The organism is Xanthomonas sp. SS, from assembly GCF_014236835.1.
Lineage (GTDB): Bacteria > Pseudomonadota > Gammaproteobacteria > Xanthomonadales > Xanthomonadaceae > Xanthomonas_A.
Genome location: NZ_CP051190.1, coordinates 2,511,804 through 2,533,077 on the forward strand (window position 1 = coordinate 2,511,804; position 21,274 = coordinate 2,533,077).

Consider the following 21,274-nt stretch of genomic DNA (forward strand, 5'->3'; position numbering starts at 1 on the left):
GCGGCCGGTGACGTGGCCTGTGCTCAACAGATCTGCGTGAGAGCGTGGCAGGCGTCGTCCGGCGCGTCGGTAGGATAGGGGAAAGGAGTTAAGGCTTCGTGGGGACGGGAAGGCGCTATGGCATTTCCCATTGGGTCGTACGCCAGCTACGCGTATCGGATCAATGAGCGGGATCTGGTGATCGGGTGTGTAGTCAAGCGGGTAGATGCGATCAGGGCGGCGTTATCGCAGTTAGGCACTGCCTGCGGACAGGCAGCGCCACCATCGACCACCGCGCATATGGTGAATGATCGTTCTATTGCTGGTGGTCGCCGCACCGCGCGTTCGCAGCAGCCATCCTTGCAATTCGCTCACTCCCAGACGGTCTGCATGGGAATGAACCAACCAAATGCCGTTGGCCGGGGACGGCCGCATCGTGCATGCGAGCCGGTTCTTCGCACGGTACGTTTTTTCTCCCGCGCTATTTGTCCAGAAAAGAAACGAGCGCAGGAATTGTCTGCTCCGGCGCCTCCTCCATCAGCCAATGGCCCGAGCCCTTGACGATGACGCCCTCGACATTGGTATCGACCAAACGCGCCTGGTCGATCAGGAACTGGCCACCGGCCTTCTCGCCGGACAGGACCAGCATGGGGACATGGATCGGGGTCCTAGCGAAGTCGGCGAAGTCCTTCGCGTCCTGCTCGAAGTTGCGGAAGTACTCGAAGCCGGCGCGCATGCCTCCCGGCTTGGCGTACTGCGCGGCGTAGAACTGCCGGTCCGCTTCGGAGATCGAACGCGTGCGATCGGCAGCGAAGTCGTTCCAGAAATGCTCGAAGTAGATGCGTTCGCGTCCATCGACCAGCTTGAGCGGCACCTCTCCATAAAAGTGGAAGTGCCAGAGGTCGCGCAGCAGCCAGACCTTGGTCCAGTCGCCTACGCCCGGCAGGAAGGCATCCATCAGCACGACACTTTCGACCTGGTCGGGGTACTGGGCTGCATAGGCGTAGGCGACCATCAGGCCAATGTCGTGGCCGACGATCTTGACCTTGGCATAGCCGAGCGACTGCACCAGCGCATGGATGTCCTGGGCCATGGTCTTCTTGTCGTAGCCGCCTTGCGGTTTCGAGGACGAGCCCGCACCGCGCAGGTCGGGTGCGATCACAACATGGCGATCGCCCAATTGGCTCATCAGCGGACGCCACATGTGGCTGGTCTCGGCATAGCCGTGTAGCAGCACGACCGGCGTACCGGTGCCATGGCCGGCCTGCAGGTAGTGCAGCGTGACGCCATTGACGTCTGCCATGTGGCTCTGGATGGGATCGTTGGCCGCATAGGCGGTGGATGCGGTGAGGAGCACCAGCAATGCGATGACGGCATGCCGGAAGGAGCGAAGCAGCGTTTTCATGGGAATTCCTCGTTGGGAGCGTTGCGGGAGGAGGATTTCCTCCCGGTCATGCGGGCACCGTTGCCGGCGGAGAAGGAACGGGGTCATGGGTCGGGGGCGAACGGCACGCGTGCCAGGAACTCACGCGTTGTCAGCAGTGCATGGGCATAGGTGGGCCCGTTGATTTCGTGCGCGTAGAACATCGCGTCATGGCTCAAGGCCGCCGTGGCATCCGTGACCAGGGTGACGTGGTAGCCCAGTTCGCTGGCGTGGCGGGCGGTGGTTTCGACGCAGAGATTGGCGATCAGCCCGACCACGACAACGTGGCTGATGCGCTGTTGCTTGAGCAGCAGATCCAGGTCCGTGCTGACGAAGCCGTTAGCGCCCCAGTGTTCCTTGGCCACGGTGTCGCCCGACGCCGGCGTGAAGTCCGGATGCCACTGGCCTCCCCAACTGTTCTTCAGGAATTCCTGCGCTTGCGAGCTCGCCTTTTGGTAGGGGGTAGGGTGCCGCCAACGGTCGAAGTCGTTGGACTCCGCGCGGTGATGGGGGACGAAGAACAGCGGCCATCGGGCGCAGCGGATCGCCTGCCGGATCCGGCGCAGGTTCTGCAACAGGTCGACGGCCCCGGCAACTTCGGCCAAGCGTGGCCAGAGCTTTCCGCCGTCGGACAGCACATCGTTGTAAGGGTCTACCAACAGCAGAGCGGTATGGCCTGATGGATAGAACGGCCCCAGCGAATCCATGGCTGCTTCTCCGGGCGCGCCGTTGCGCCCACGACGCCAGCATCGGCCGCTCGTCGCAGGGCGGCATCGCGGATAACGGTGGCTCGCGCGTCCTCCATTTGGGGGATCCCGCTGTCGCCCCGGGTTTGCTGTACATTGCACCGCGAACGACAGCGGCAGGCGTAGCGGGGAGCTGGGCATGGCCATCCGGATACTGACCATCGACGATCATCCACTGGTACGGGAAGGCATTTCCGCCATGCTGGAGGTCGAGCAGGACCTGATCGTGGTAGGCGAGGCCGGCGATGTCGAAAGCGGCCTGGAAACGTTCCGCCGCCTGCTGCCGGACATCGTGCTCGTGGACCTGCAGATGCCAGGCTGCAACGGCATCGAGTTCATCCGCAGGCTGCGCGGGGAGTTTCCCGCGGCCAAGGCGGCAGTGCTCACGACTTACGGCGGGGATGGCAATGCGCGCGAGGCGATGGCGGCGGGTGCGTATGGCTACCTGCTGAAGAGTTCGCTGAGGGGCGAACTGATCGACGCGCTGCGCAAGATCGCGCAGGGAAAGCGCTGCGTGTCCGCCGAGGTGTCGCAGGAGATTTCCCGGCACATCGGCGAGGAGGCGCTGACGGCTCGCGAACTGACGATCCTCACGGCGCTGGCGCGCGGCTGGGAAAACAAGCGGATCGCCAATGAGATGGGAATCTCGGCCGAAACCGTCAAGTCGCACCTGACCCGCATCTTCGAAAAGATCGATGCCAGCAATCGGACCGAGGCATTTCAGATCGCGCTGCGCCGAGGCCTGGTGAGGCTCGACGATTGAACGGTCGCCCCGTACGGACTACGAGGGCGACCGCAGACTGCGTCTCAAGATGATTCCACGTCGCTGACCCCAGCATGCCGATGGACGACGCGGCTTCCTGGCCTTGGTCGATTGCGATTGCAGCAGCGTGACCCAGATCGGCCAGCGCCGCAGCGTCAGCGCAGTCTTACCGTCAGTTCAGACAATGGAGCGCACCACGCCACCATCTACGCGTACGGCCGCGCCGGTGGTGGCCGAGGCCTGCTCCGAGGCAAGATAGACGCTGAGATTGGCGACCTCTTCGACCGTTGCGAGGCGTTGAATCAAGGAGGTCGGGCGGTGGGTGGCAATGAAGTCCTGTTCGACCTCGGCCTGCGAAATTCCCTTCTCCGTGGCGATTTTCCCGAAGAAATCGCCAACACCTTCGGATCTGGTGGGGCCCGGCAGGATGGCGTTGACAGTGACCCCTGTTCCAGCCAGCGATTCGGCCAGGCCGCGCGACACGGCGAGCTGCGCGGTTTTGGTCGTGCCGTAATGCACCATCTCCACGGGAATCTGCACGCCTGATTCGCTGGAGATGAATTGAATGCGGCCCCAGCCACGCCGGGCCATTTCCGGAGCGTAATGCCTGGCAAGGCGAACGCCACTCAGCACATTCACTTCGAAGAATCGCATCCAGTCTTCGTCAGGAATATCGAAGAACGCTTTCGGCTCGAAGATGCCCAGACTGTTGACCAGTATGTCCGTCGCCGATACGGCAGCGATCAGTTCCTGTGCGCCTTTGCTTGTCCCCAGGTCGGCGGCAACACCCGACACCTCGGCATGGGGAACGTTGTTGGTAATGGCAACGATCGCGGCGTCCACGCGCTGCTGGGTGCGTCCAGTGACAACCACTCGCGCGCCAGCAGCGGCCAGGCCATTGGCGATGGCAAGTCCAATGCCTGCCGTCGAACCCGTGACGATGGCGGTCCTGTTGTTCAGGTCGATCTGCATGGAAATCTCCTTAGAGGTTTGACAAACGTTGTTCGGGGCTTGCGGTGGCTCATGAAGCTTTGCATTGCAGCGCCGCGACGTCGAGCGCTCCCTCTGCCAGCACCCGACGGACGGACTCAGTGCTTGGCCCTCGGAGTGTCCGCGGGATTCTCGTAGACCGTGTCCGTCGGCCCAAAACCGGTGATGAGCACGGTGACCGCCTCGTCACCGGTTTGCGCGAAGTGCGCGGCATTTGCCGGCTCGGTGTAGACCGAACCGGCCGTCAGTGTCTTGAGCTTGCCTGGATCGAACTTCTGTCCGTAACCGAAATGCCACGTGCCGGACAATACCGTCCCGGCGCGGTCGCCCGCATGATGATGCGCGGGAATGGAAGCATGCGGGGCCACGCGAAGCAGTTGGCTGTAAGGGCCGGGCTGCGATGGATCGCCGAGAATGGTCACGACCTGCACTTTCGCATTGCCAGAGCCGCCTGCACCGCCGGTGGGGGAAATGGCAGAGAGTTCGCTGGGCGTCTTTGCATAGTTGTCCGAGAACGTGGGGCCACTCGGCTGCTGGGCATGCGCATCCGCGGCAAGAGCAACCAGGAAAGCAATCATCGGCTTGTTCATCTTGTCTCGTCCTTTCGTTGGTGTTCGGTTCCTTTGCACCCGTCATTGGCGACACGGACGCCAAGTGCGCACGGAAGTCCGACGTACCGTGTCGCGCCGGATCGGGTTCCGCGTGGCACCGTCGGCGGGGCCACGCGCCTGCCGACGTTCCGCTTGAGCAGTTGCGTCACTTGCACGAGTCGGCCCGAGGTGACGAAGCGCAACGTTGCTTGCAACGGCGCGTCAATGGCCCTCGATCGCGAAAAGAATCTCGGCGAAGCCGGGCACCGTCGCCTCCCGGTTCCAGTCCCGCTGCAGTTCGCAGATCAGTTGCACCCAGCTTGTTGGCTTGGCGCCGGCCTGGCGTAGGCGGTCGAGGGCAGCGTCGTGGGCCTCGAGCGACGTTCCTGCGCAGGCGTCAACGACGGGGTACACCTCGAAGCCGTCCGCGATGGCGTCCAAGGCAGGATGGACCAGGCACACCTCCGTCCATAGCGCCGCCATGACCAGCTTCTTTCTGCCTGTCGCTTTCACTGCGGACACGAAATCCTGGTCCTCCCAGGCGTTGATGGAGGTGCGGTCGATGATCGGGATATGCCCGAGGACTTCGGTAAGTTGATGGATCGTGGGCTGGTTTCGCCCGGTGGAAACGTTCACCGACGAGAGCACGGTCGGCAGGCCGTAGAGCTTCGCGATACGCGCCAGCGCCGCGATGTTGGCGACCAACTGGCGCTTGTCGCGCGAGGCGATCGAACTTACCTGCACCGGTTGGAAATCGATGATCACCACAGCGGAATTCTGTGGGGTGAGAAGGTGGTCGGTGGCCGCATCTCGGGTGCTGGGATATGACGTCATTTCGAAGATCCTTTGGGATAAGGAATGTCATCGGCGCGGTCAGAAACACTGCGGATATGGAAGGGCTCTGGGAGAACGCGTGGCCCGGTGAACGGACTGGCCGCAGCGAGTCCATGGCAGGTGCTCCAGGCGCGTGCCGTGGCGCTCACCACACCAGCATCGGCCGATCGTCGCAGGGCGACATCGCGAGAATCGGTTGGTCGCCCGTCCTCCATTTGGGGGATTGCCCGTGTTGCCCGCGTTCGCCGATCGCCGCGACCGTGCGCATGCAGCGCTTCACCTGCTGCGCCATACTCCTGACGTCCATCCGGCGTGGGAGATCGCCGGGCACATCCCTCCGACTGCGACCCCCCCATGGCCCTTCTGGTCCCCGTCGTGCCGTCCTTCCGGTTTGGCGAGCCGGGCAGCGTGCGCCGTCTCCTGCATGGCGGCTTCGCCTTGCTCCTGCTCGGCTTGTGCGCCACGGCGCACGCCCTTGCTCCCGATCGCGCCTTGTCGCAGCTGCGGCATGACCGATGGACTCCCGACCAGGGGGCGCCGGCGCAGGTCATGTCGATCGCGCAGACGCCGGATGGCTTCCTCTGGCTGGGATCCCGGCAGGGCTTGTACCAGTTCGATGGGCTGCGCTTCGAGCGGATCACGCAAATCGCAGGCAAGCCCATGAGCGATGACGACATCCTCAACCTGTTCGCCGACGAAGACGGCAGCGTCTGGATTGGCTATGTCAGCGGCGGCATGAGCCGCATGGGCGGACCACGCTCGGCGAACTACGCCTATCAACGCGACGATGTCCCCGTCGGTTCGGTGATCGGGTTTGGACGGGACGCAACCGGGCGGTTGTGGGCAGCCACGTCGAGCGCGATCGTGTATCTCGACCTCGCCACAGATACGTGGAAGACCTCCCGGGACATGGGCTTCGATCCGGCGTGGTCGCCGCGGCGCCTGTTCGTCGATCGCGAGAAGGGCGTGTGGGTGGCCTTTTCGAATGGGGCGCAACACGGTATCGCGCACCTGGCGCCCGGCGCGACGCGGTTCGAGCGCGTGCCGCAGTCCATCGAGACTCCATTTTTCGACCAGGCGCCAAACGGCACGCTCTGGGCGGTGGACGAATGGGGCGCACGTCCGCTTGCTCAGGCGATGCCGCTGCCCGGACACGCTGGGGCCGCGGCCAGCTGGCTCGCAGCGGATTTCAAGGGCGCCGGCCTTCGCTTCGACCGCGACGGCGTGATGTGGCTCGCCACCGCGGATGGAATCGCGCGTGTACGCGATCCCGCCAAGCTGCATGCGCCGGACAAGACCCATCCCGCGCCGTCGCCGGAGTACTTCGGCACCGCGCAGGGATTGACCTCCGAGGTGGTGTGGACGCTGTTCGAGGATCGGGAGGGCAACATCTGGACCGGCACGGCCAACGGCCTGGACCGCTTTCGGGGGAACGCGCTGGCCGCGATCCGCCTGCCGCGGCGCGAGCAGGCATTTTCCATAGAGGCGGATCGCTCGGGCCGCATCTGGGCGGGCAATCCGGACCAGGGGCCGATGCGCGTTACCCCGGATGCCGACCAAGCTACCGGTGCCATCGTGCAGGAAGTTGGGGGCGCGGATGACGGCGTTACCGCACTGCATCGCGACGGCGCCGGCAACCTCTGGGTCGGAGACGCCGACGGCGGGTTGTGGCGCAGCGACGGGGCAGGGCTCCGGCCTGTCCCGCTGCCGCCGGAGGTCGCTGGTGGCGGAAGGATCGTGACCATGGCCAGCGATCACGCAGGTGGACTGTGGCTGAGCAAGGTCAATGGCGGATTGCTACGGTTCCAAGAGGGAAAGTGGGAAGCACAGAACGCCAAGTACGGCATGGACGCGGGGACTGCGCCGCGGGCGCTGGTGGAGGACGCGCAGGGCCGGATCTGGTCCGACGCGGGACAGACGATCCGGGTGTTCGAGCATGGAGGGCACCACGATTTCGATGAAGATGGGCCGGGCGTCGGTCGCATCGCGGTGTTGCGCGCCTGGAAGAGCGAGCTCTGGATCGGCGGCGTGCAGGGCGTGGCGGCGCGTATCGACGAGCACTTCCAGCGCCTGCTGGGCCGCGGTGGCGAGACGTTCGAGCGCACCGCCGGGATCGTGATGCTGGCCAATGGCGAGGCGTGGTTCATCGGGCGCCCCGGCGTCACCCGGGTGCCCGCGAGCGAGATGGCACGCTGGCGTGTGCAGCCTTCCTATCGGGTCGCCTTCGATCGATTCGGGGTGTTGGATGGCCTGCGGGGCGCAGCAGAGCAGAGCGGGGCCTCGCCGGTCGCAGTGGCCGACGGCCAGGGCCGGGTATGGTTCGCGACCAGTCGCGGCGTCCACTGGATCGATCCGCGCGAGCTCCAGCACGGCAATGCGAGTCCAGGTGTCGAGCCCGTCGTGCTGGCCCTGCACGTGGACGAGAAGGAGCTGCCGCTCGCATCGTCACCGACCCTGCCGGCCGGCAGCCGGGACCTGCGGATCGGCTACACGGCGCCATTCCTGCGCAGGCCCGAGCAGGCCCGGTTCCGCTATCGCCTGGACGGACTGGACGATGACTGGCGCGACGCCGGCGCCCGACGCCAGGCCTTGTACAGCCGCCTGGCCCCGGGCACCTATCGGTTCCGGCTCATGGCCAGCGACGGGGCACAAGCCTGGTCCGGACGGGAGGCGGCGTTTACCTTCGAAGTGCTGCCGGCGTTCTGGCAAACCTGGTGGTTCGCACTGGCCTGCCTGGCGCTCACGCTGCTGCTGGTCTGGTGGCTGGTGCGTTGGCGCGTCGCGATCGCGCGCGAGGGCCTGCAGCGGGCGTACCGCGCCCGCATCGGCGAGCGCGAGCGTATCGCGCGTGACCTGCACGATACGCTGCTGCAATCGATGCAGGCGCTGGTGTTCCTGGTGGATGCCGCGCGGGGCCGGCTCGAACGCGGTGACGGCGAAGCCGCCAAGACCGGACTTTCCCGCGCGATACGGGAAGCCACTGCCGGGCTGGTGGAAAGCCGTGATCGTATCCGCGACCTGCGGCAGCAGGGCGCGGAACCCCAGGACCTGGAAGCGGCCCTGCGCGACATGCCGAAGAAACTCGAAATGCCGCCGGACTTCGCCTATGAATTCAGCATGCGGGGCAGGTCGATCCGCTGGCATGCGCCGGAGCAGGACGAGGTGTATCGAATAGTGCGCGAGGCGGTCGCCAACGCAGTGCGGCATGCAGGTGCCAGGCATATCCGCGTGCGCGTGACCGGTGGATGGCTTAGCGTCCTGGTGGAGGTCGAGGACGATGGTTGCGGGATCGAAGCAAACCTCCTGGCACGCGGCAACCGCAATGGCCACTGGGGACTGACCGGCATGCGCGAACGGGCGAGACTTTTGGGGGCGACGCTATCGGTGACCTCCAGGCCGGCGGAGGGCACTGTGGTGCGGCTGCACCTGCTACGTTGGCGCGTGGTTAGAGGCATTGGAGTGTAGGTCGGGTTTCGGCTCTATCTACTCAACGAGGGGGGCGTCGTCACTAATACCCCCAACAACCATGAGTCCTGCAGCTGTATCCGACCTCGGCTATCATCCTCCGCAATCTGATGTGAGTACGGATATGGAAGTGCGACTCACGCGCGAGCAGGTGCTCGCGCTTGCGCCTGATGCATCGTCAAGCAAGGCGGCCGGTGGTCTGGCTACAGATGGAAAGTGGGGCCTGCTCGGTGCAGATGCCGAAGCCCTATGGGGTGAATGCCAAGGCAGCGGCGCCAAGCCATACCAGACCCAAGTGGAGCTGACCACGCTGGTGAGCCGCTGCTCGTGCCCCAGCCGCAAGTTTCCTTGCAAGCATGGCCTGGCATTGCTGCTGCTATATGCCGCCGGCAATCCGCGCTGCGTGCCGGGCGCGCGCCCAGCCTGGGTGGAGGAGTGGATGCAGGGCCGCCGCGCCCGTGCGGTCCGGAAGGAGGAAGCTGCCGCCAACGTGTCCTCGCCGGATCCGCAGGTGCAGGCCGCCGCTGCCGCCAAGCGCGAACAGGCGCGCTGGTCGCGCATGGAAACCGGTGCGGCAGAACTGCAGCGCTGGGTGGCCGACCAGTTCCGCCAGGGGCTGGCCAACCTGGGCGCCGGCTTCGAGCAGGAAGCGCAGCGCATGATGGCACGCATGGTGGATGCGCAGGCCCCGGGACTGGCCAGTCGGCTGGAACGAGCGCTGGGCGAGGGCGGGCGCGACCTTGCCCAGCTGGCCGAACTGGGCGAATGCCTGGGGTTGTTGCAATTGCTCACCCAGGCGGTGCCCCGCATGGACACCTTCAGTGCAGCGCGTCAGGCGGACCTGCGCACTGCGCTGGGTTGGCCGATGGAGCGCGAAGCGGTGCAGCGGGAGGGCGAGGCCGTGCGCGACCGTTGGCACGTGCAGGGTCAACACGTGATTGAACAGCCGGGCAACTTGCTCGAGCGCCGCGTGTGGCTGCACGGCCTGGAAAGCGGGCGGGCCGCGCTGCTGCAGGACTACAGCCACGCTGGGCGCGGTTGGGAGCAGCACTGGCGCAACGGCCATGTTCATGCGGGCACGCTGCATTTTCACGCGGGCACGGTACCGCTGCGTGCGGTGCCGGGCGAGGTGGAAGCGGGCATGGACGCCGGTACGGCGCTGCCGCGCGAAGACACGCTGGACGCCGCTGCGCAGGCGTATGCCGTCAACCCATGGCTGCCGCAGGTACCCATGCGCCTTGGGCAGGCGCATGTGGCGCACGATGGCCGCAACGCTTGGGTGCAACACGCCGAGGGCACGCTGCCGCTTCGGCTTCCGACAATGCAGGGCTGGGCGCTGATGGCGTTTGCCGGTGGCCACCCGCTGTGCCTGATGGGCGAGTGGGACGGCCAGGCGCTGCTGCCACTGACCGCCTGGAACGCGCCGGGCGAGCGCTGGGAAAGGAGTGGGGCATGAGCGAGGCATGGTTGAAGCCGGCCCTGCTGGGCATAGACCGCCCGCAGGTCATCCCCGCCACAGGCGCGCTCGGCGAAGTGCTCGCCGCCGTGGCCACGCAGGAAGATGCCGCGCTGGGCTACAGCCGGCAGGTGGGCGTCCTGGCCGCCTGCCGGCGCGCCGCCTTGCGCATGGCCGCGCCGGTCGCGCTGCCGCCGCCTGCGGAAGTCGATCCTCTGGCGCTGCCCACCGGCCACGCCTGGGCACCGTTGTTGAAGGGGCTATTCGGCAATGCACAGCCGTCGCCGTGGATGAAGCGCGCCCGTTACGAGGCCTGCTTGCAGCTGGCCGCACACAACCGGCACCTGCCGGTGGCGGTGCTGCCGCAGGCGCTGGAAGCCGGTGTCCGCCTGAGCGCGTTGCGCCCCGGCCTGCGCCCGGTGCTGGGTGTACGCGGCCGCTGGCTCGCGGCCCGCAATGCAGACTGGGCCTACGCGGCAGATACAGCGGTCGACGCGGATGCGCCGACGGACCTGGAGCAGGTGTGGAACGAAGGCGCGTTCGATGCGCGCCTGCTGGCCTTCCGGCAACTGCGTGCGCACAACGCCGAGGACGCCCGCGCGCGTTTGCAGGGCACGCTGAAAGACCTTTCCGCGCGCGAGCGGGTGGACTTCGTCGCTGCGCTGCAGCCACAGCTGAGCGAGGCCGATGCGCCGCTGCTGCAGCCGCTGTTGAAGGACCGCAGCCGCGAGGTGCGCATGCTGGCGGGTCCGATGCTGGCCCGGCTGCCGTCCACGCCGCACGCGCAATACGTGCAGGCGCAGATGCTCGCCCTGCTGCAGCACCAGCCTGGCGGGCTGATGCGCCGTATGGCCTGGAAGCTGGAAGCTCCCGCGGCGGCCGATGCCGGATGGGCCGAAGCCGCCATCGACAGCAAGCGCCCCAACAACGATATGTTGGGTGAGCGTGCCTGGTGGCTCTATCAGCTGGCGCGCCAGCTGCCGCTGGCCTGGTGGTGCCATACCCTGGAAAAAGCGCCAGCGCAGGTGCTGGCCTGGGCTCGCGGCACGGACTGGCATGACGCGCTGTTGCGCGCCTGGCTGGAGCGTGTGGACGCCAGCGAACCAGAATGGGTGGAAGCCCTCATCGGTGTGGAGCAGCGGCACATGAGCCTGGGCGATCTGCTGGCAATGCTCCCGCCGGCGCAACGCGAACGGCATTGGCCCACCAGTGCGGCCGAACTTCAACACAAGCGCCTGTTGGGCGAAGTGCTGGACAGCACCGGCCTTGGCCAGACTCTCAGCGCCGCTTACTCGCGGCAACTGGCTGCCGGGCTAGGCGCGCTGTTCGGCGAAGCGTCCCTGCGTTATGACTACACCCTGCGCGACGCGCTGCTGGAACTGTTGGCCGTGCTTCACCCTTCCATGCTGTCGCACGTGCAGGTAGCCGACGCACAGGCCGATGCCACCGAGGCCATGCGCGACTGCGTGCACCAGGCACGCCAACTTCTGGCCTTGCGCCAGACCCTGCATTCCGCTTTCTGATCATCACGCCCTTTCATTGGAGCCAACATGAGCACTGCCGTCCTGCGCCAGCACGCCGAACACCAATACGCAGAAGAGTTGGAAGAACTGCGCCGCCAGGACACCCGTCAGCGCCCGGCCAACTGGATCCTCTCGCCGTGGGCGGTGGTGACCTATCTATTGGGCGGCACGCTGGAAAACGGCTTTGTGGTCAGCCCCAAATACATCGGCGAGCGTCGCCTGATGGAAGTGGCCGTGGCCACCATCGCCACCGATCGCGCCCTGTTGCTGTTCGGGGTGCCGGGCACGGCCAAGTCGTGGGTGTCCGAGCACATGACCGCGGCCATCAGCGGCGATTCCACCCTGCTGGTGCAGGGCACGGCCGGCACCAGCGAAGAGCAGATCCGCTACGGCTGGAACTACGCGCAGCTGTTGGCCCACGGCCCCAGCGAGAAAGCGCTGGTGCCCAGCCCGCTGATGAACGCCATGCGCCTGGGCAAGATCGCTCGCATCGAAGAACTCACCCGTATTCCTGCGGATGTGCAGGATGCGCTTATCACCGTGCTTTCCGAAAAGACCCTGCCGGTGCCGGAACTGGGCAGCGAAGTGCAGGCCGTGCGCGGCTTCAGCGTGATTGCCACGGCCAACAACCGCGACAAGGGCGTGAACGAACTTTCCAGCGCGCTCAAGCGCCGCTTCAACACGGTGATCCTGCCGGTGCCCTCAAGCGAAGAAGACGAAGTGGCCATCGTGGTCAAGCGCGTGGCCGAAATGGGCGTGGCGCTGGACCTGCCGGCCGAACCGCCGGCGCTGCAGGAAGTCGCGCGGGTGGTACGCATTTTCCGCGAGTTGCGCAACGGCGTTACCGAAGACGGCAAGGCCAAGCTGAAGAGTCCCAGCGCCACGCTTTCGACCGCCGAGGTCATTTCGGTGATCAACAACGGCATGGCCCTGGCCGGCCACTTCGGCGATGGCGTGCTGCGCCCGAGCGACATGGCCGCCGGCATGATCGGTGCCATCGTCAAGGATCCGGTGCAGGACGCGCTGGTGTGGAAGGAATACCTGGAAACCGTGGTGAAGGAACGCGACGACTGGAAAGACCTGTACCGCGCATTCCGCGAGCACGTCTGAGCGGCCCGCGCCAATGAGCGAAGGCATCTCCCTTTTCGGCATCCGCCACCATGGACCGGGCTGCGCACGCAGCCTGCTGGCTGCGCTGGAGGCGCTGCAGCCGGACTGCGTGTTGATTGAAGGCCCGGCGGGTACCGAGGCGCTGCTGCCGCACGTGTTGGAGGCAGGCATGCAGCCGCCGGTGGCGTTGCTTTCCTATAGCGTGGACGACCCGCAGCTGGCGGTGTTCCATCCCTATGCGCTGTACTCGCCGGAATGGCAGGCGATGAGCTGGGCGCTGCGCAACGGCGTGCCGGTGCGCTTCATGGACGTGCCCCCGGCGCTGACGCTGGAATGGCAGGCGCAGGCCCGCGCGGACCGCCTGGTGCCGGAGGTCGCCGAGGCGCCGGACGCAGCGGATGAAACAGCGGTGCAGCCCCACGGCGACGCCGGATCTGCCGCCGAAGAAGACGCCGAAGCCCGCCCGGCCGACCCACTGGACTGGCTGGCGCGCGCCGCCGGCCACGCCGACGGCGAGGCCTGGTGGAACTACATGGTGGAAGAGCGGGGCAACGGGCAGGGGCTGTTCGACGCCATTGCCGAGGCCATGGCAGCCGTGCGCGAGCACACACCGGAATACCCCGGCCTGCGCGGCGAGCACGAGGCCGTGCGCGAGGCGCACATGCGCACCGCATTGCGCAGCGCCAGCAAGGAATTCGCGTGCGTTGCCGTCGTGTGCGGGGCCTGGCACGTGCCGGCGCTGCAGCCGGCCGCCCTGAGTGCCAACAGCGCCACGGCAGACAACCGCCTGCTCAAGGGCATGCCCAAGCGCAAGACGCAGAGCACCTGGGTGCCGTGGACCTACCGCCATCTGAGTGCCGAAAGTGGATACGGTGCCGGTGTGGAGGCGCCGGGCTGGTACGACCACCTGTGGCGCAACGCCGGCGCGCACGACCAGCGCACCGTGGGCTGGTACGCCCGCGTGGGCCGGTTGCTGCGCGAGCACGGGCTGGACTGCTCCCCGGCCCATCTCATTGAAGCCACGCGCCTGGCCGACACCCTGGCCGCGCTTCGCGGCCATCCTTCGCCTGGACTGGAAGACATTGCCGAAGCCAGCCGCGCCGTCATCTGCAATGGCGACGACGCGCCCATGCGGCTCATCCGCGAACGCCTCATGGTCGGCGACGCGCTGGGCCAAGTGCCTGAGAGCGTGCCGGTGGTACCGCTGCAGCGCGACCTGGAAGCCCAGCAAAAACGCCTGCGCCTGAAACCCGAGGCGCTGGAAAAAACGCTGGATCTGGACCTGCGCAAAGAGAACGACCTGGCGCGAAGCCACTTGCTGCACCGCCTACGGCTGATCGGCATCGAATGGGGCAGGCTTGCGCGCACCGGGCATTCGGTGCGCGGCACCTTCCACGAGGTCTGGCAGTTGGCGTGGCAACCGCACTTCCTGGTGGATCTGGTGGAGGCCAGCCGCCACGGGCAGACCCTGCTGGACGCCGCTTCCGGCAAGGCCATCGCGCAGGCGCGCAAGGCCGAAGCGCTGCCCGAGCTTTCCGGACTGGTGGATCAGGTGCTGCTGGCCGATCTGCCGCAGGCGGTGCGCGCCATTGCCGCCGAACTGGAGGCGCGCGCAGCCACGGATGCCGATCCGCTGGCCCTGCTTGGCGCACTGCCGCCGCTGGCCAACATCCACCGCTACGGCAACGTGCGTCAGACCGAGGGCGTGCAGGTGGCGCACCTGTTCGACAGCATGCTGGAACGCGCGGTCATCGGCCTGACCCTGGCCCTTTCCGGCCTGGACGAAGCGCGCGCCGAACAGGCCCGCACCGTGGTGCTGGATGCCGACCGCGCCATTGGCCTGCGTGACGACGCAGGCGGCAGTGCCGGCTGGCAGCAAGCATTGCAGCGGGTCGCGCTGTCGTCTTCGTGCAGCGCGCTGCTGCGCGGCGTTGCGCTGCGTTTGCTGTTCGACACGCAGGCGGTGGCGGCCGAAACGGTGCACGTACAGCTGCAGCAGCAGCTTTCGCCGGGTGCCGAGCCGCTGCAAGCCGCGCAGTGGCTGGATGGCTTCCTCAACCGAAACGCTACCGTGCTGCTGCACGATGATGCGGTGTGGCGGATGATCGACGCATGGGTGGTGGCGCTGGACGAGGCGCAGCTGGTGCGCGTGCTGCCGCTGGTGCGGCGGACCTTTGCCGCTTTCGAGGCCGCCGATCGCCGTGACCTGGGCACTCGCGTGAAGCGGGCACCCATGCAGAAACCCGTGGCCGTGCTGGCCCCGGACTGGAACGTGGCACGCGCCGAACGCGCGTTGCCGATGCTGCGCGAACTGCTCGGGCTGCCCGCATGACCGATACCACCGAAGCACTGGACACCCCCACCTCGCGCGAGCAGCGCTGGCGATTGATTCTGGGCCAGGAGGCCGAGCGCAGCTGCGGCGCGTTGCCCAAGAACCTGCAGGGCATCGACCAGGCCCTGGCCGCGCTGTACGAACCTGATGGCCCCGGCGGCCTGGGTCGCCGCGGTGGGCGCGGGGCGTCTTCGCCGAATGTGGCCCGCTGGCTGGGCGACATTCGCCGTTATTTTCCGTCATCCGTGGTCCAGGTGATGCAGCGCGATGCACTGCAGCGGCTGGACCTCACCCAGATGCTGCTGGAAAAGGAAATGCTGGAGCAGGTGCAGCCCGACGTGCACATGGTGGCCAACCTGATCGGCCTGAGCCGGGTGATTCCGGCGCAGACCAAGGACACCGCACGCATGGTGGTGCGCAAGGTGGTGGACGACCTGCTGCGCCAGCTCGAAGAGCCCATGCGCTCTGCAGTGACCGGCGCGCTGGACCGCGCCCGCCGCAACCGCCGCCCGCGCCTGGCCGAGATCGACTGGCACCGCACCATCCGCAGCAACCTGCGCCACTGGCAGCCGGAACTGCGCACCGTGGTGCCGCAGGAGTTGGTCGGCTATGGCCGCAAGGCAAGAAAGCCGCAGCGGGAAGTGCTGCTGTGCATCGACCAGAGCGGTTCCATGGCGGCATCGGTGGTGTACTCGAGCATCTTCGGCGCGGTGATGGCCTCGTTGCCGGCGGTGGCCACGCGCCTGGTGGTGTTCGACACCGAAGTGGTGGACATGAGCGAGCAACTGGACGACCCGGTGGATCTGCTGTTCGGCGTGCAGTTGGGCGGCGGCACCGACATCCACCGCGCGGTGAGCTACTGCCAGGGCATCATCCGTGAACCGCACAACGCCATCCTGGTGCTCATCTCCGACCTGTACGAGGGCGGGGTGGAAGACAACCTGCTGGCCCGCGCCCGCGAGCTGCTGGAGGCCGGCGTGCAGTTCATCGTGCTGCTGGCACTCAGCGACGAAGGCGCACCTTCCTACGATCGAAGCTTGGCCGGCAAGCTGGCGGCACTGGGCGTACCGTCCTTCGCCTGCACGCCGGATGCATTCCCGGGGCTGATGGCCGCTGCGATCCGCCGCGATGACATCAACCAATGGGCAGGCGGGCAGGGGCTGTTGACGACGCGTTGAGGCCTGCACTGGATCGCGCAGCAAGGAATGGTGCACAGACGGGGCAGGGCAGCGCGAACGCATTGCGATTAGGGAGGTTTGACGCCGGATGCGCGGCAGGTCGCAGCGTTGCCGACACCGCGCGCCGCAACGCGCTCGCCTTGGTCGACACGTCGGCGGCGCGGAAGCAGGCGATCGACCCGCCGATGCGTTCGGCCGAATTGGATGCAGGCGGATAGGCCCATGCCTGGCAGTGGCAGTACCGCGGCTGGTGGCCGACGCATTGCGATGACCTCGGCGATTGCACGTTGCGGCGACATCCTGCAAATCGAGGCGGGCGATCACAGCTTGCGCCGTTGCGCGCGCGGGCCGATGGCATGATCGAACGCGCACCGGGCAGACAAACTCTGCTCGAGCCATGGAGGCGCGCGCCTTCAGAGCAATACCAGGGCGCCGGGGACTACTCGGTGCGCGGCGCCTTGTAGTCCTGGCCCGGCTGCAGCGTGGTGACGTAGGGGCCGTTCCAGTCGCGGTCGAAGATGTGCGTCAGCGTTTCGGCCGGGCCCTTGCCCTTGACGAACACCGAGGCGTCCACCGCGGTGTTGAAGTAGCTCCATTCCCAGTTGCCGGTGCCGATGAAGCTGCTGCGGTCGTCGGCCACCGCGTACTTGGCGTGCTCGACGCGCGCATATGGAATGAAGCCTTCCGGCGCCGGCGGCAGGCTGCTGAACTTCACCGTGATGTTCGGGAGTACTGCCAGGCTTTTCAGATACGCCTGCATCGGTTCGCGCAGCGCCCAGTCGGCGACGATGATGTGCACCTGCACGCCGCGCGCCGCGGCATCGCGCATGGCGCTGTCGACCGGCGCCCACCAGCCCTCGGGTCCGAAGCTGCGGATCGCCGAGAGCGTCATCACCTGGATGCGCAGCGCATGCTGGCTGGAGCGGATCATGTCGACAAGGGCCGGCTCCTCGGCGGTGACCCACGCGGGTTGCAGCGTCGGCGGGCTGAAGGCGGGGAAGGCGATCAGCGGCGCGTCGCTGCCGGCATCCAGCAGCACCGGATCGCTGGCGGTGGCCGGGGCGAAGTCCGGCGGCTGCACGCCGCGCGCCTGCGCCTTGGCCAGCTTGCCTTCGTCGGCCAGGCGCCAGCTGAAATCGAAGCTGGCGGCGAAGGTTTTGGCGAAGCGTGCATCGTCGATGCGCGCGCCGATCTCGTGGATCTGCTCCAGCGCACGCCAGTCCCAGTTCTGGCTGCCGACGAACACGCTGGCGTCGTCGATGACCATGTACTTGGCGTGCAGCACGCCGCCGGTCAGCGTATCGACCGGCAGCACACGCACCGTGATGCCCGGCACCTTGCCCAGCCAGGCGATGCTGTCCGGGTTCTTGGCCAGGAAGCTGTGGTCGACCAGCAGATGCACCGTCACCCCGGCGCGGGCGCGGGCGGCCAGTGCGTCGAGCACCGGGGTCAGGCCGGTACCGGGTTTTTCGGAGAGATAGAACGCGGCGATGTCGATGCGGCGCTTGGCGCCGTTGATCATCGCCAGCCAGGTCTGCTGGGTGCGCGGCACCCCCGGCTCGCCGTAGACGCTGGCTTCGGGCACGCTTTCGACGATCTGGAACTGTGAGGGCTGCGGCTGGGCCTCGATGCCGGTCGCTGCCGACAGCAGCAGGCAGGTCAGGGCGGCGTGCAGGGAGCGGCGCGCGGGACGCGCGCGGACGGGGGACGAAAGAGGCACGTTGGGAGTCCTTGCGATGACGTGGGAAGTGGGCGCCATGCCGGCGTCGCGGGTACTGGCCCTATCGCACCGGTGGCTGCAGCGCGTCGGCCAGTGCGGTGGCGTTGTAACGCATGAGTTCCAGATAGCTCGGTGCGGCCCGTCCGCAGCCGACAGCGTATCCGAGCCAGTGCGACCCGCGGCGCGGCGCCCAGCAGCAGCGGGTCGTCGGCGTGCAACGGTTCAGGCGACGGCGCGGTGGCCGCGGGCAGCTAGGGATGGCTCAGGCGCGACCGTCGGCGCGTTCGGCGTGCGCCTGCGCAAACCATTGCAGCACCTGCTGGCGAAGCGGCTCGCCCCAGCAGCGTACGAACTGCTGGGTGTGGTGGTCATTTTTGTCGTTCAGTGCGGCGATGCGTTGCTCGATATAGGCCTGGTGCAGGCTCAGATCGCATTCGACCTCGATGCAGTGGCGCCAGGCGGCGTAGCTGTCGGGGATGACGAGGAGAGACATGGGGATGCCCTTTGCTTGCGGCGCCAAATGAGGGCATGTGCCCGCCGTGCTGCGCGGTCTGGTTGTGGCCGGAGGCGAACCGCGGCTGACTGAGGGCAGCGTCAGCTTGAATCACCTGCCTACTTTTCAAGTAATGTAATATTATAACTTAACTTGCGTGGTCCGTATGCGACATCCCATTCCGCTGTTCCTGCTGCTCGCCTCGGCCAGCCTGCCCGTCGCTGCCATCGCGGTCCGTCATCACGGCCCGCACGTGCATGGCCAAGCCAACCTGGATGTCGCCGTGGATGGCACGGCCTTGGAGGTTCAGCTCAGCGCACCGGGCATCGGCATCCTCGATTTCGAGCATCCGGCGCGCGACGCCGACGAGCGCCAGCGCCTGGATGCCGCGGTCGCCACGCTGCGCGGTGCCCGCTGGCTACAGTTTCCGGTCGCTGCGGCCTGTTCGCTGCGCAGTGCGCAGGTGAACACCGAGGGCTATGACGTGGCGATGGCGGACCCGGACGAACCCGGCCATAGCCATGCCGAGTTCCACGCCCATTACGCGTTCCAGTGCGCGCATCCGGCCCGGCTCGATCATCTGCAGGTGCTGCTGCCGCAGCGCTTCGCGGGGCTGCACAAGGTGGTGGTGAACGTCGCCACCGCGGCCGGCCAGGACCGCACCGAGGCGGTGGCCGGGCAGACCCGGGTGAACCTGCCGGGATGAGCCTGCACCACGTCGTCGAAATGAGCGATGTGCGCTTCGGCTATCCCGGCGCCGCCGCACCGGTGCTGGAGATTGCCACGTTCGCGCTGCCGCGCGGGCAGCAGTTGTTGCTGCGCGGCGCCAGCGGATCGGGAAAGAGCACCTTGCTGGCGCTGATCGCCGGCGTGCTGCAGCCCGATGCCGGTTGGGTGCGCGTCGCCGGGCAGGACCTGGCGGCGTTGCGCAAGGCGGCGCGCGACCGTTTCCGTGCCGACCATTGCGGCGTTGTGTTCCAGCAGTTCAACCTGCTGCCGTTCCTGAGCGCGCGCGACAACATCGCACTGGGCCTGCAGTTCTCCGCGCGCCGCGGCCGGCTGGCGACCGGCACGCAGGCGCTGGATGCGGAGATCGAACGGCTGATGGCTGCGCTGGGGCTGGACGTGGCGGCGCTGTGGTCGCGGCCGGCCAGCCGCCTCAGCGTCGGCCAGCAGCAGCGGGTGGCCGCCGCGCGCGCGTTGATCGCGCGGCCGCCGTTGCTGCTCGCCGACGAGCCGACCTCGGCGCTCGACCCGGTCGCGGCGCAGGCCTTTCTGCAGCTGCTGTTCGCCGAATGCCGACATGGCGGCACCAGTTCGATCGTGGTCAGCCACGATCCGTCGATCGCGCCGCTGTTCGACGCCCAGGCCGACCTGGCCACGCTCAACCGCGCCAGCGCCGGAGGTGCGCGATGACCCTGTTGAAGCTGGCCCTGGCCAGCCTGCGCAGCCGGCGCCTGGGCGTGGCGTTGACCGTGCTGGTGATCACCCTGAGCGTGACCCTGCTGCTTGGCGTGGAGCGCATCCGCGCGCAGGCGCACGAGGGCTTCGCCAGCACGGTGTCGGGCACCGACCTGATCGTCGGCGCGCGTTCGGGCCCGGTGAACCTGTTGCTGTATTCGGTGTTCCACATCGGCGACGCCACCAACAACGTGTCGTGGAAGAGCTACCAGGACCTGACCGCGATGCCCGAAGTGAAGTGGGCGGTGCCGCTGTCGCTGGGCGATTCCTACCGTGGCTACCGGGTGGTCGGCACCAGCACCGGATTCTTCGCGCACTACCACTACGGCGCGCGGCATGCGCTGGCGTTCGCGCAGGGCAGGGCGTTCGCCGATCTCTACGATGCGGTGATCGGCGCCGACGTGGCCGCCGCGCTTGGCCGCCACGTCGGCGACGAGATCGTGCTGACACATGGCACCGGACGGATCGGTCTGGCCACCCACGCCGACAAGCCGTTCCGGATCGTCGGTCTCCTGCGCCGCACCGGCACGCCGGTGGACTCCAGCGTGCTGGTGTCGCTGCAGGCGATCGAGGCGATCCATATCGACTGGCATTCCGGCGTCCGCCTGCCAGGCCGGCACGTCAGCGCCGAGCAGGCGCGGACGATGGACCTGACCCCGGACAACATCACCGCCTTCATGCTCGGCCTGAAGACCCGCATCGCCACCTTCTCGGTGCAGCGGCAGATCAACGAATACCCGGAGGAGGCGATGCTGGCGATCATGCCGGGCGTGACCCTGCAGCAGCTGTGGAGCACGCTGGGCACCGCCGAAGGCGCGCTGCGCATGATCGCCTCGCTGGTCGTGCTGCTCGGCCTGGTGTCGATGGTCGCGCTGCTGGTGGCCACGCTGCAGGGGCGCCGGCGCGAGATGGCGATCCTGCGCGCGGTCGGCGCGCGGCCGCGCGACATCGCCTGGCTGCTGCTGTTCGAGGCCGGCCTGGTCACCCTGGTGTCGTGCGCACTGGCGCTGCTGGTGGTGAGCGCGGCCAGCTGGCTGGCGCGCGGCTGGGTGCTCGACCATTTCGGTCTGGCGATCAACCGCATCGCGCCCAGCGCGGTGGAATGGGGCTGGCTTGGCTGCGTGCTGCTGGCCGGCGTACTCGCCGGCATCGTACCGGCCCTGCTGGCCTATCGCCGCACCTTGGCCGATGGCCTGTCGCCGGAGCTGTGA

The 21,274-nt window shown here is 67.3% G+C and carries 17 protein-coding genes; 10 read left to right on the plus strand and 7 right to left on the minus strand.

All coding sequences use genetic code 11. From position 1 onward, the window contains the following. Positions 1-460 precede the first annotated feature (460 nt). A complete protein-coding gene (locus tag HEP74_RS10365; RefSeq protein WP_185816362.1) occupies positions 461-1,384 on the minus strand; it encodes an alpha/beta fold hydrolase in 924 nt (307 codons plus the stop codon). A gap of 83 nt (positions 1,385-1,467) precedes the next feature. Beyond that, positions 1,468-2,109, minus strand: a complete 642-nt coding sequence (locus HEP74_RS10370; protein ID WP_185816363.1) for a cysteine hydrolase family protein — start codon at positions 2,107-2,109, stop codon at positions 1,468-1,470. 178 nt (positions 2,110-2,287) lie between these two features. On the opposite strand from HEP74_RS10370, the gene HEP74_RS10375 reads away from it, so the two are divergent. Continuing rightward, on the plus strand, positions 2,288-2,911 hold the full coding sequence (locus tag HEP74_RS10375) for a response regulator transcription factor (protein ID WP_185816364.1): 624 nt from the start codon (positions 2,288-2,290) through the stop codon (positions 2,909-2,911). A gap of 177 nt (positions 2,912-3,088) precedes the next feature. Here HEP74_RS10375 and HEP74_RS10380 read toward each other — a convergent pair whose 3' ends face one another. The 3 genes from HEP74_RS10380 to HEP74_RS10390 all read right to left on the minus strand — a co-directional run bounded on the left by HEP74_RS10380 (position 3,089) and on the right by HEP74_RS10390 (position 5,325). Further along, positions 3,089-3,883 carry an SDR family NAD(P)-dependent oxidoreductase gene (locus tag HEP74_RS10380; protein WP_185816365.1) on the minus strand — a complete coding sequence of 265 codons (795 nt, stop codon included), beginning with the start codon at positions 3,881-3,883 and terminating at the stop codon, positions 3,089-3,091. Between the two features lie 116 nt (positions 3,884-3,999). Beyond that, positions 4,000-4,491, minus strand: coding sequence for a cupin domain-containing protein (locus HEP74_RS10385; protein WP_185816366.1), 492 nt, complete (start codon positions 4,489-4,491; stop codon positions 4,000-4,002). A 222-nt stretch (positions 4,492-4,713) separates the two neighbouring features. Next, entirely contained in the window at positions 4,714-5,325 is a 612-nt protein-coding gene (locus HEP74_RS10390) for a hydrolase (RefSeq protein WP_185816367.1), read from the minus strand. A 354-nt stretch (positions 5,326-5,679) separates the two neighbouring features. Between HEP74_RS10390 and HEP74_RS10395 the strand changes: the two genes are divergently transcribed. From HEP74_RS10395 to HEP74_RS10415, 6 genes are all read left to right on the plus strand, one after another. Then, complete coding sequence (locus HEP74_RS10395) at positions 5,680-8,790, plus strand: sensor histidine kinase (RefSeq protein WP_185816368.1); 3,111 nt, start codon at positions 5,680-5,682, stop codon at positions 8,788-8,790. Positions 8,791-8,914: 124 nt separating this feature from the next. Next, positions 8,915-10,246, plus strand: a complete 1,332-nt coding sequence (locus HEP74_RS10400) for an SWIM zinc finger family protein (protein ID WP_185816579.1) — start codon at positions 8,915-8,917, stop codon at positions 10,244-10,246. After that, positions 10,243-11,769 carry a DUF5691 domain-containing protein gene (locus HEP74_RS21920; protein WP_524540794.1) on the plus strand — a complete coding sequence of 509 codons (1,527 nt, stop codon included), beginning with the start codon at positions 10,243-10,245 and terminating at the stop codon, positions 11,767-11,769. Before HEP74_RS10400 ends, HEP74_RS21920 begins: the two co-directional genes overlap by 4 nt. A 27-nt stretch (positions 11,770-11,796) precedes the next feature. Beyond that, positions 11,797-12,879, plus strand: a complete 1,083-nt coding sequence (locus HEP74_RS10405; protein WP_185816369.1) for an ATP-binding protein — start codon at positions 11,797-11,799, stop codon at positions 12,877-12,879. A 13-nt stretch (positions 12,880-12,892) separates the two neighbouring features. Then, positions 12,893-15,211 (plus strand): DUF5682 family protein, encoded by a 2,319-nt coding sequence (locus HEP74_RS10410; RefSeq protein ID WP_185816370.1) that lies wholly within the window; start codon positions 12,893-12,895, stop codon positions 15,209-15,211. Then, entirely contained in the window at positions 15,208-16,389 is a 1,182-nt protein-coding gene (locus HEP74_RS10415; protein ID WP_185816371.1) for a vWA domain-containing protein, read from the plus strand. The genes HEP74_RS10410 and HEP74_RS10415 overlap by 4 nt, the downstream gene beginning before the upstream one ends. A 439-nt stretch (positions 16,390-16,828) precedes the next feature. On the opposite strand, the gene HEP74_RS10420 is transcribed toward HEP74_RS10415, so the two are convergent. Beyond that, positions 16,829-18,109 carry a phospholipase D-like domain-containing protein gene (locus tag HEP74_RS10420; protein ID WP_185816372.1) on the minus strand — a complete coding sequence of 427 codons (1,281 nt, stop codon included), beginning with the start codon at positions 18,107-18,109 and terminating at the stop codon, positions 16,829-16,831. A gap of 262 nt (positions 18,110-18,371) precedes the next feature. Further along, positions 18,372-18,602 carry a hypothetical protein gene (locus HEP74_RS10425; protein WP_185816373.1) on the minus strand — a complete coding sequence of 77 codons (231 nt, stop codon included), beginning with the start codon at positions 18,600-18,602 and terminating at the stop codon, positions 18,372-18,374. Between the two features lie 166 nt (positions 18,603-18,768). On the opposite strand from HEP74_RS10425, the gene HEP74_RS10430 reads away from it, so the two are divergent. From HEP74_RS10430 to HEP74_RS10440, 3 genes are read left to right on the plus strand one after another with little or no spacing between them, the layout of a single operon-like run. Further along, entirely contained in the window at positions 18,769-19,308 is a 540-nt protein-coding gene (locus tag HEP74_RS10430; protein ID WP_255427931.1) for a ZrgA family zinc uptake protein, read from the plus strand. Further along, positions 19,305-20,018 (plus strand): ATP-binding cassette domain-containing protein, encoded by a 714-nt coding sequence (locus tag HEP74_RS10435; RefSeq protein WP_185816374.1) that lies wholly within the window; start codon positions 19,305-19,307, stop codon positions 20,016-20,018. The genes HEP74_RS10430 and HEP74_RS10435 overlap by 4 nt, the downstream gene beginning before the upstream one ends. A 2-nt stretch (positions 20,019-20,020) precedes the next feature. After that, a complete protein-coding gene (locus tag HEP74_RS10440; protein WP_221893188.1) occupies positions 20,021-21,274 on the plus strand; it encodes an ABC transporter permease in 1,254 nt (417 codons plus the stop codon).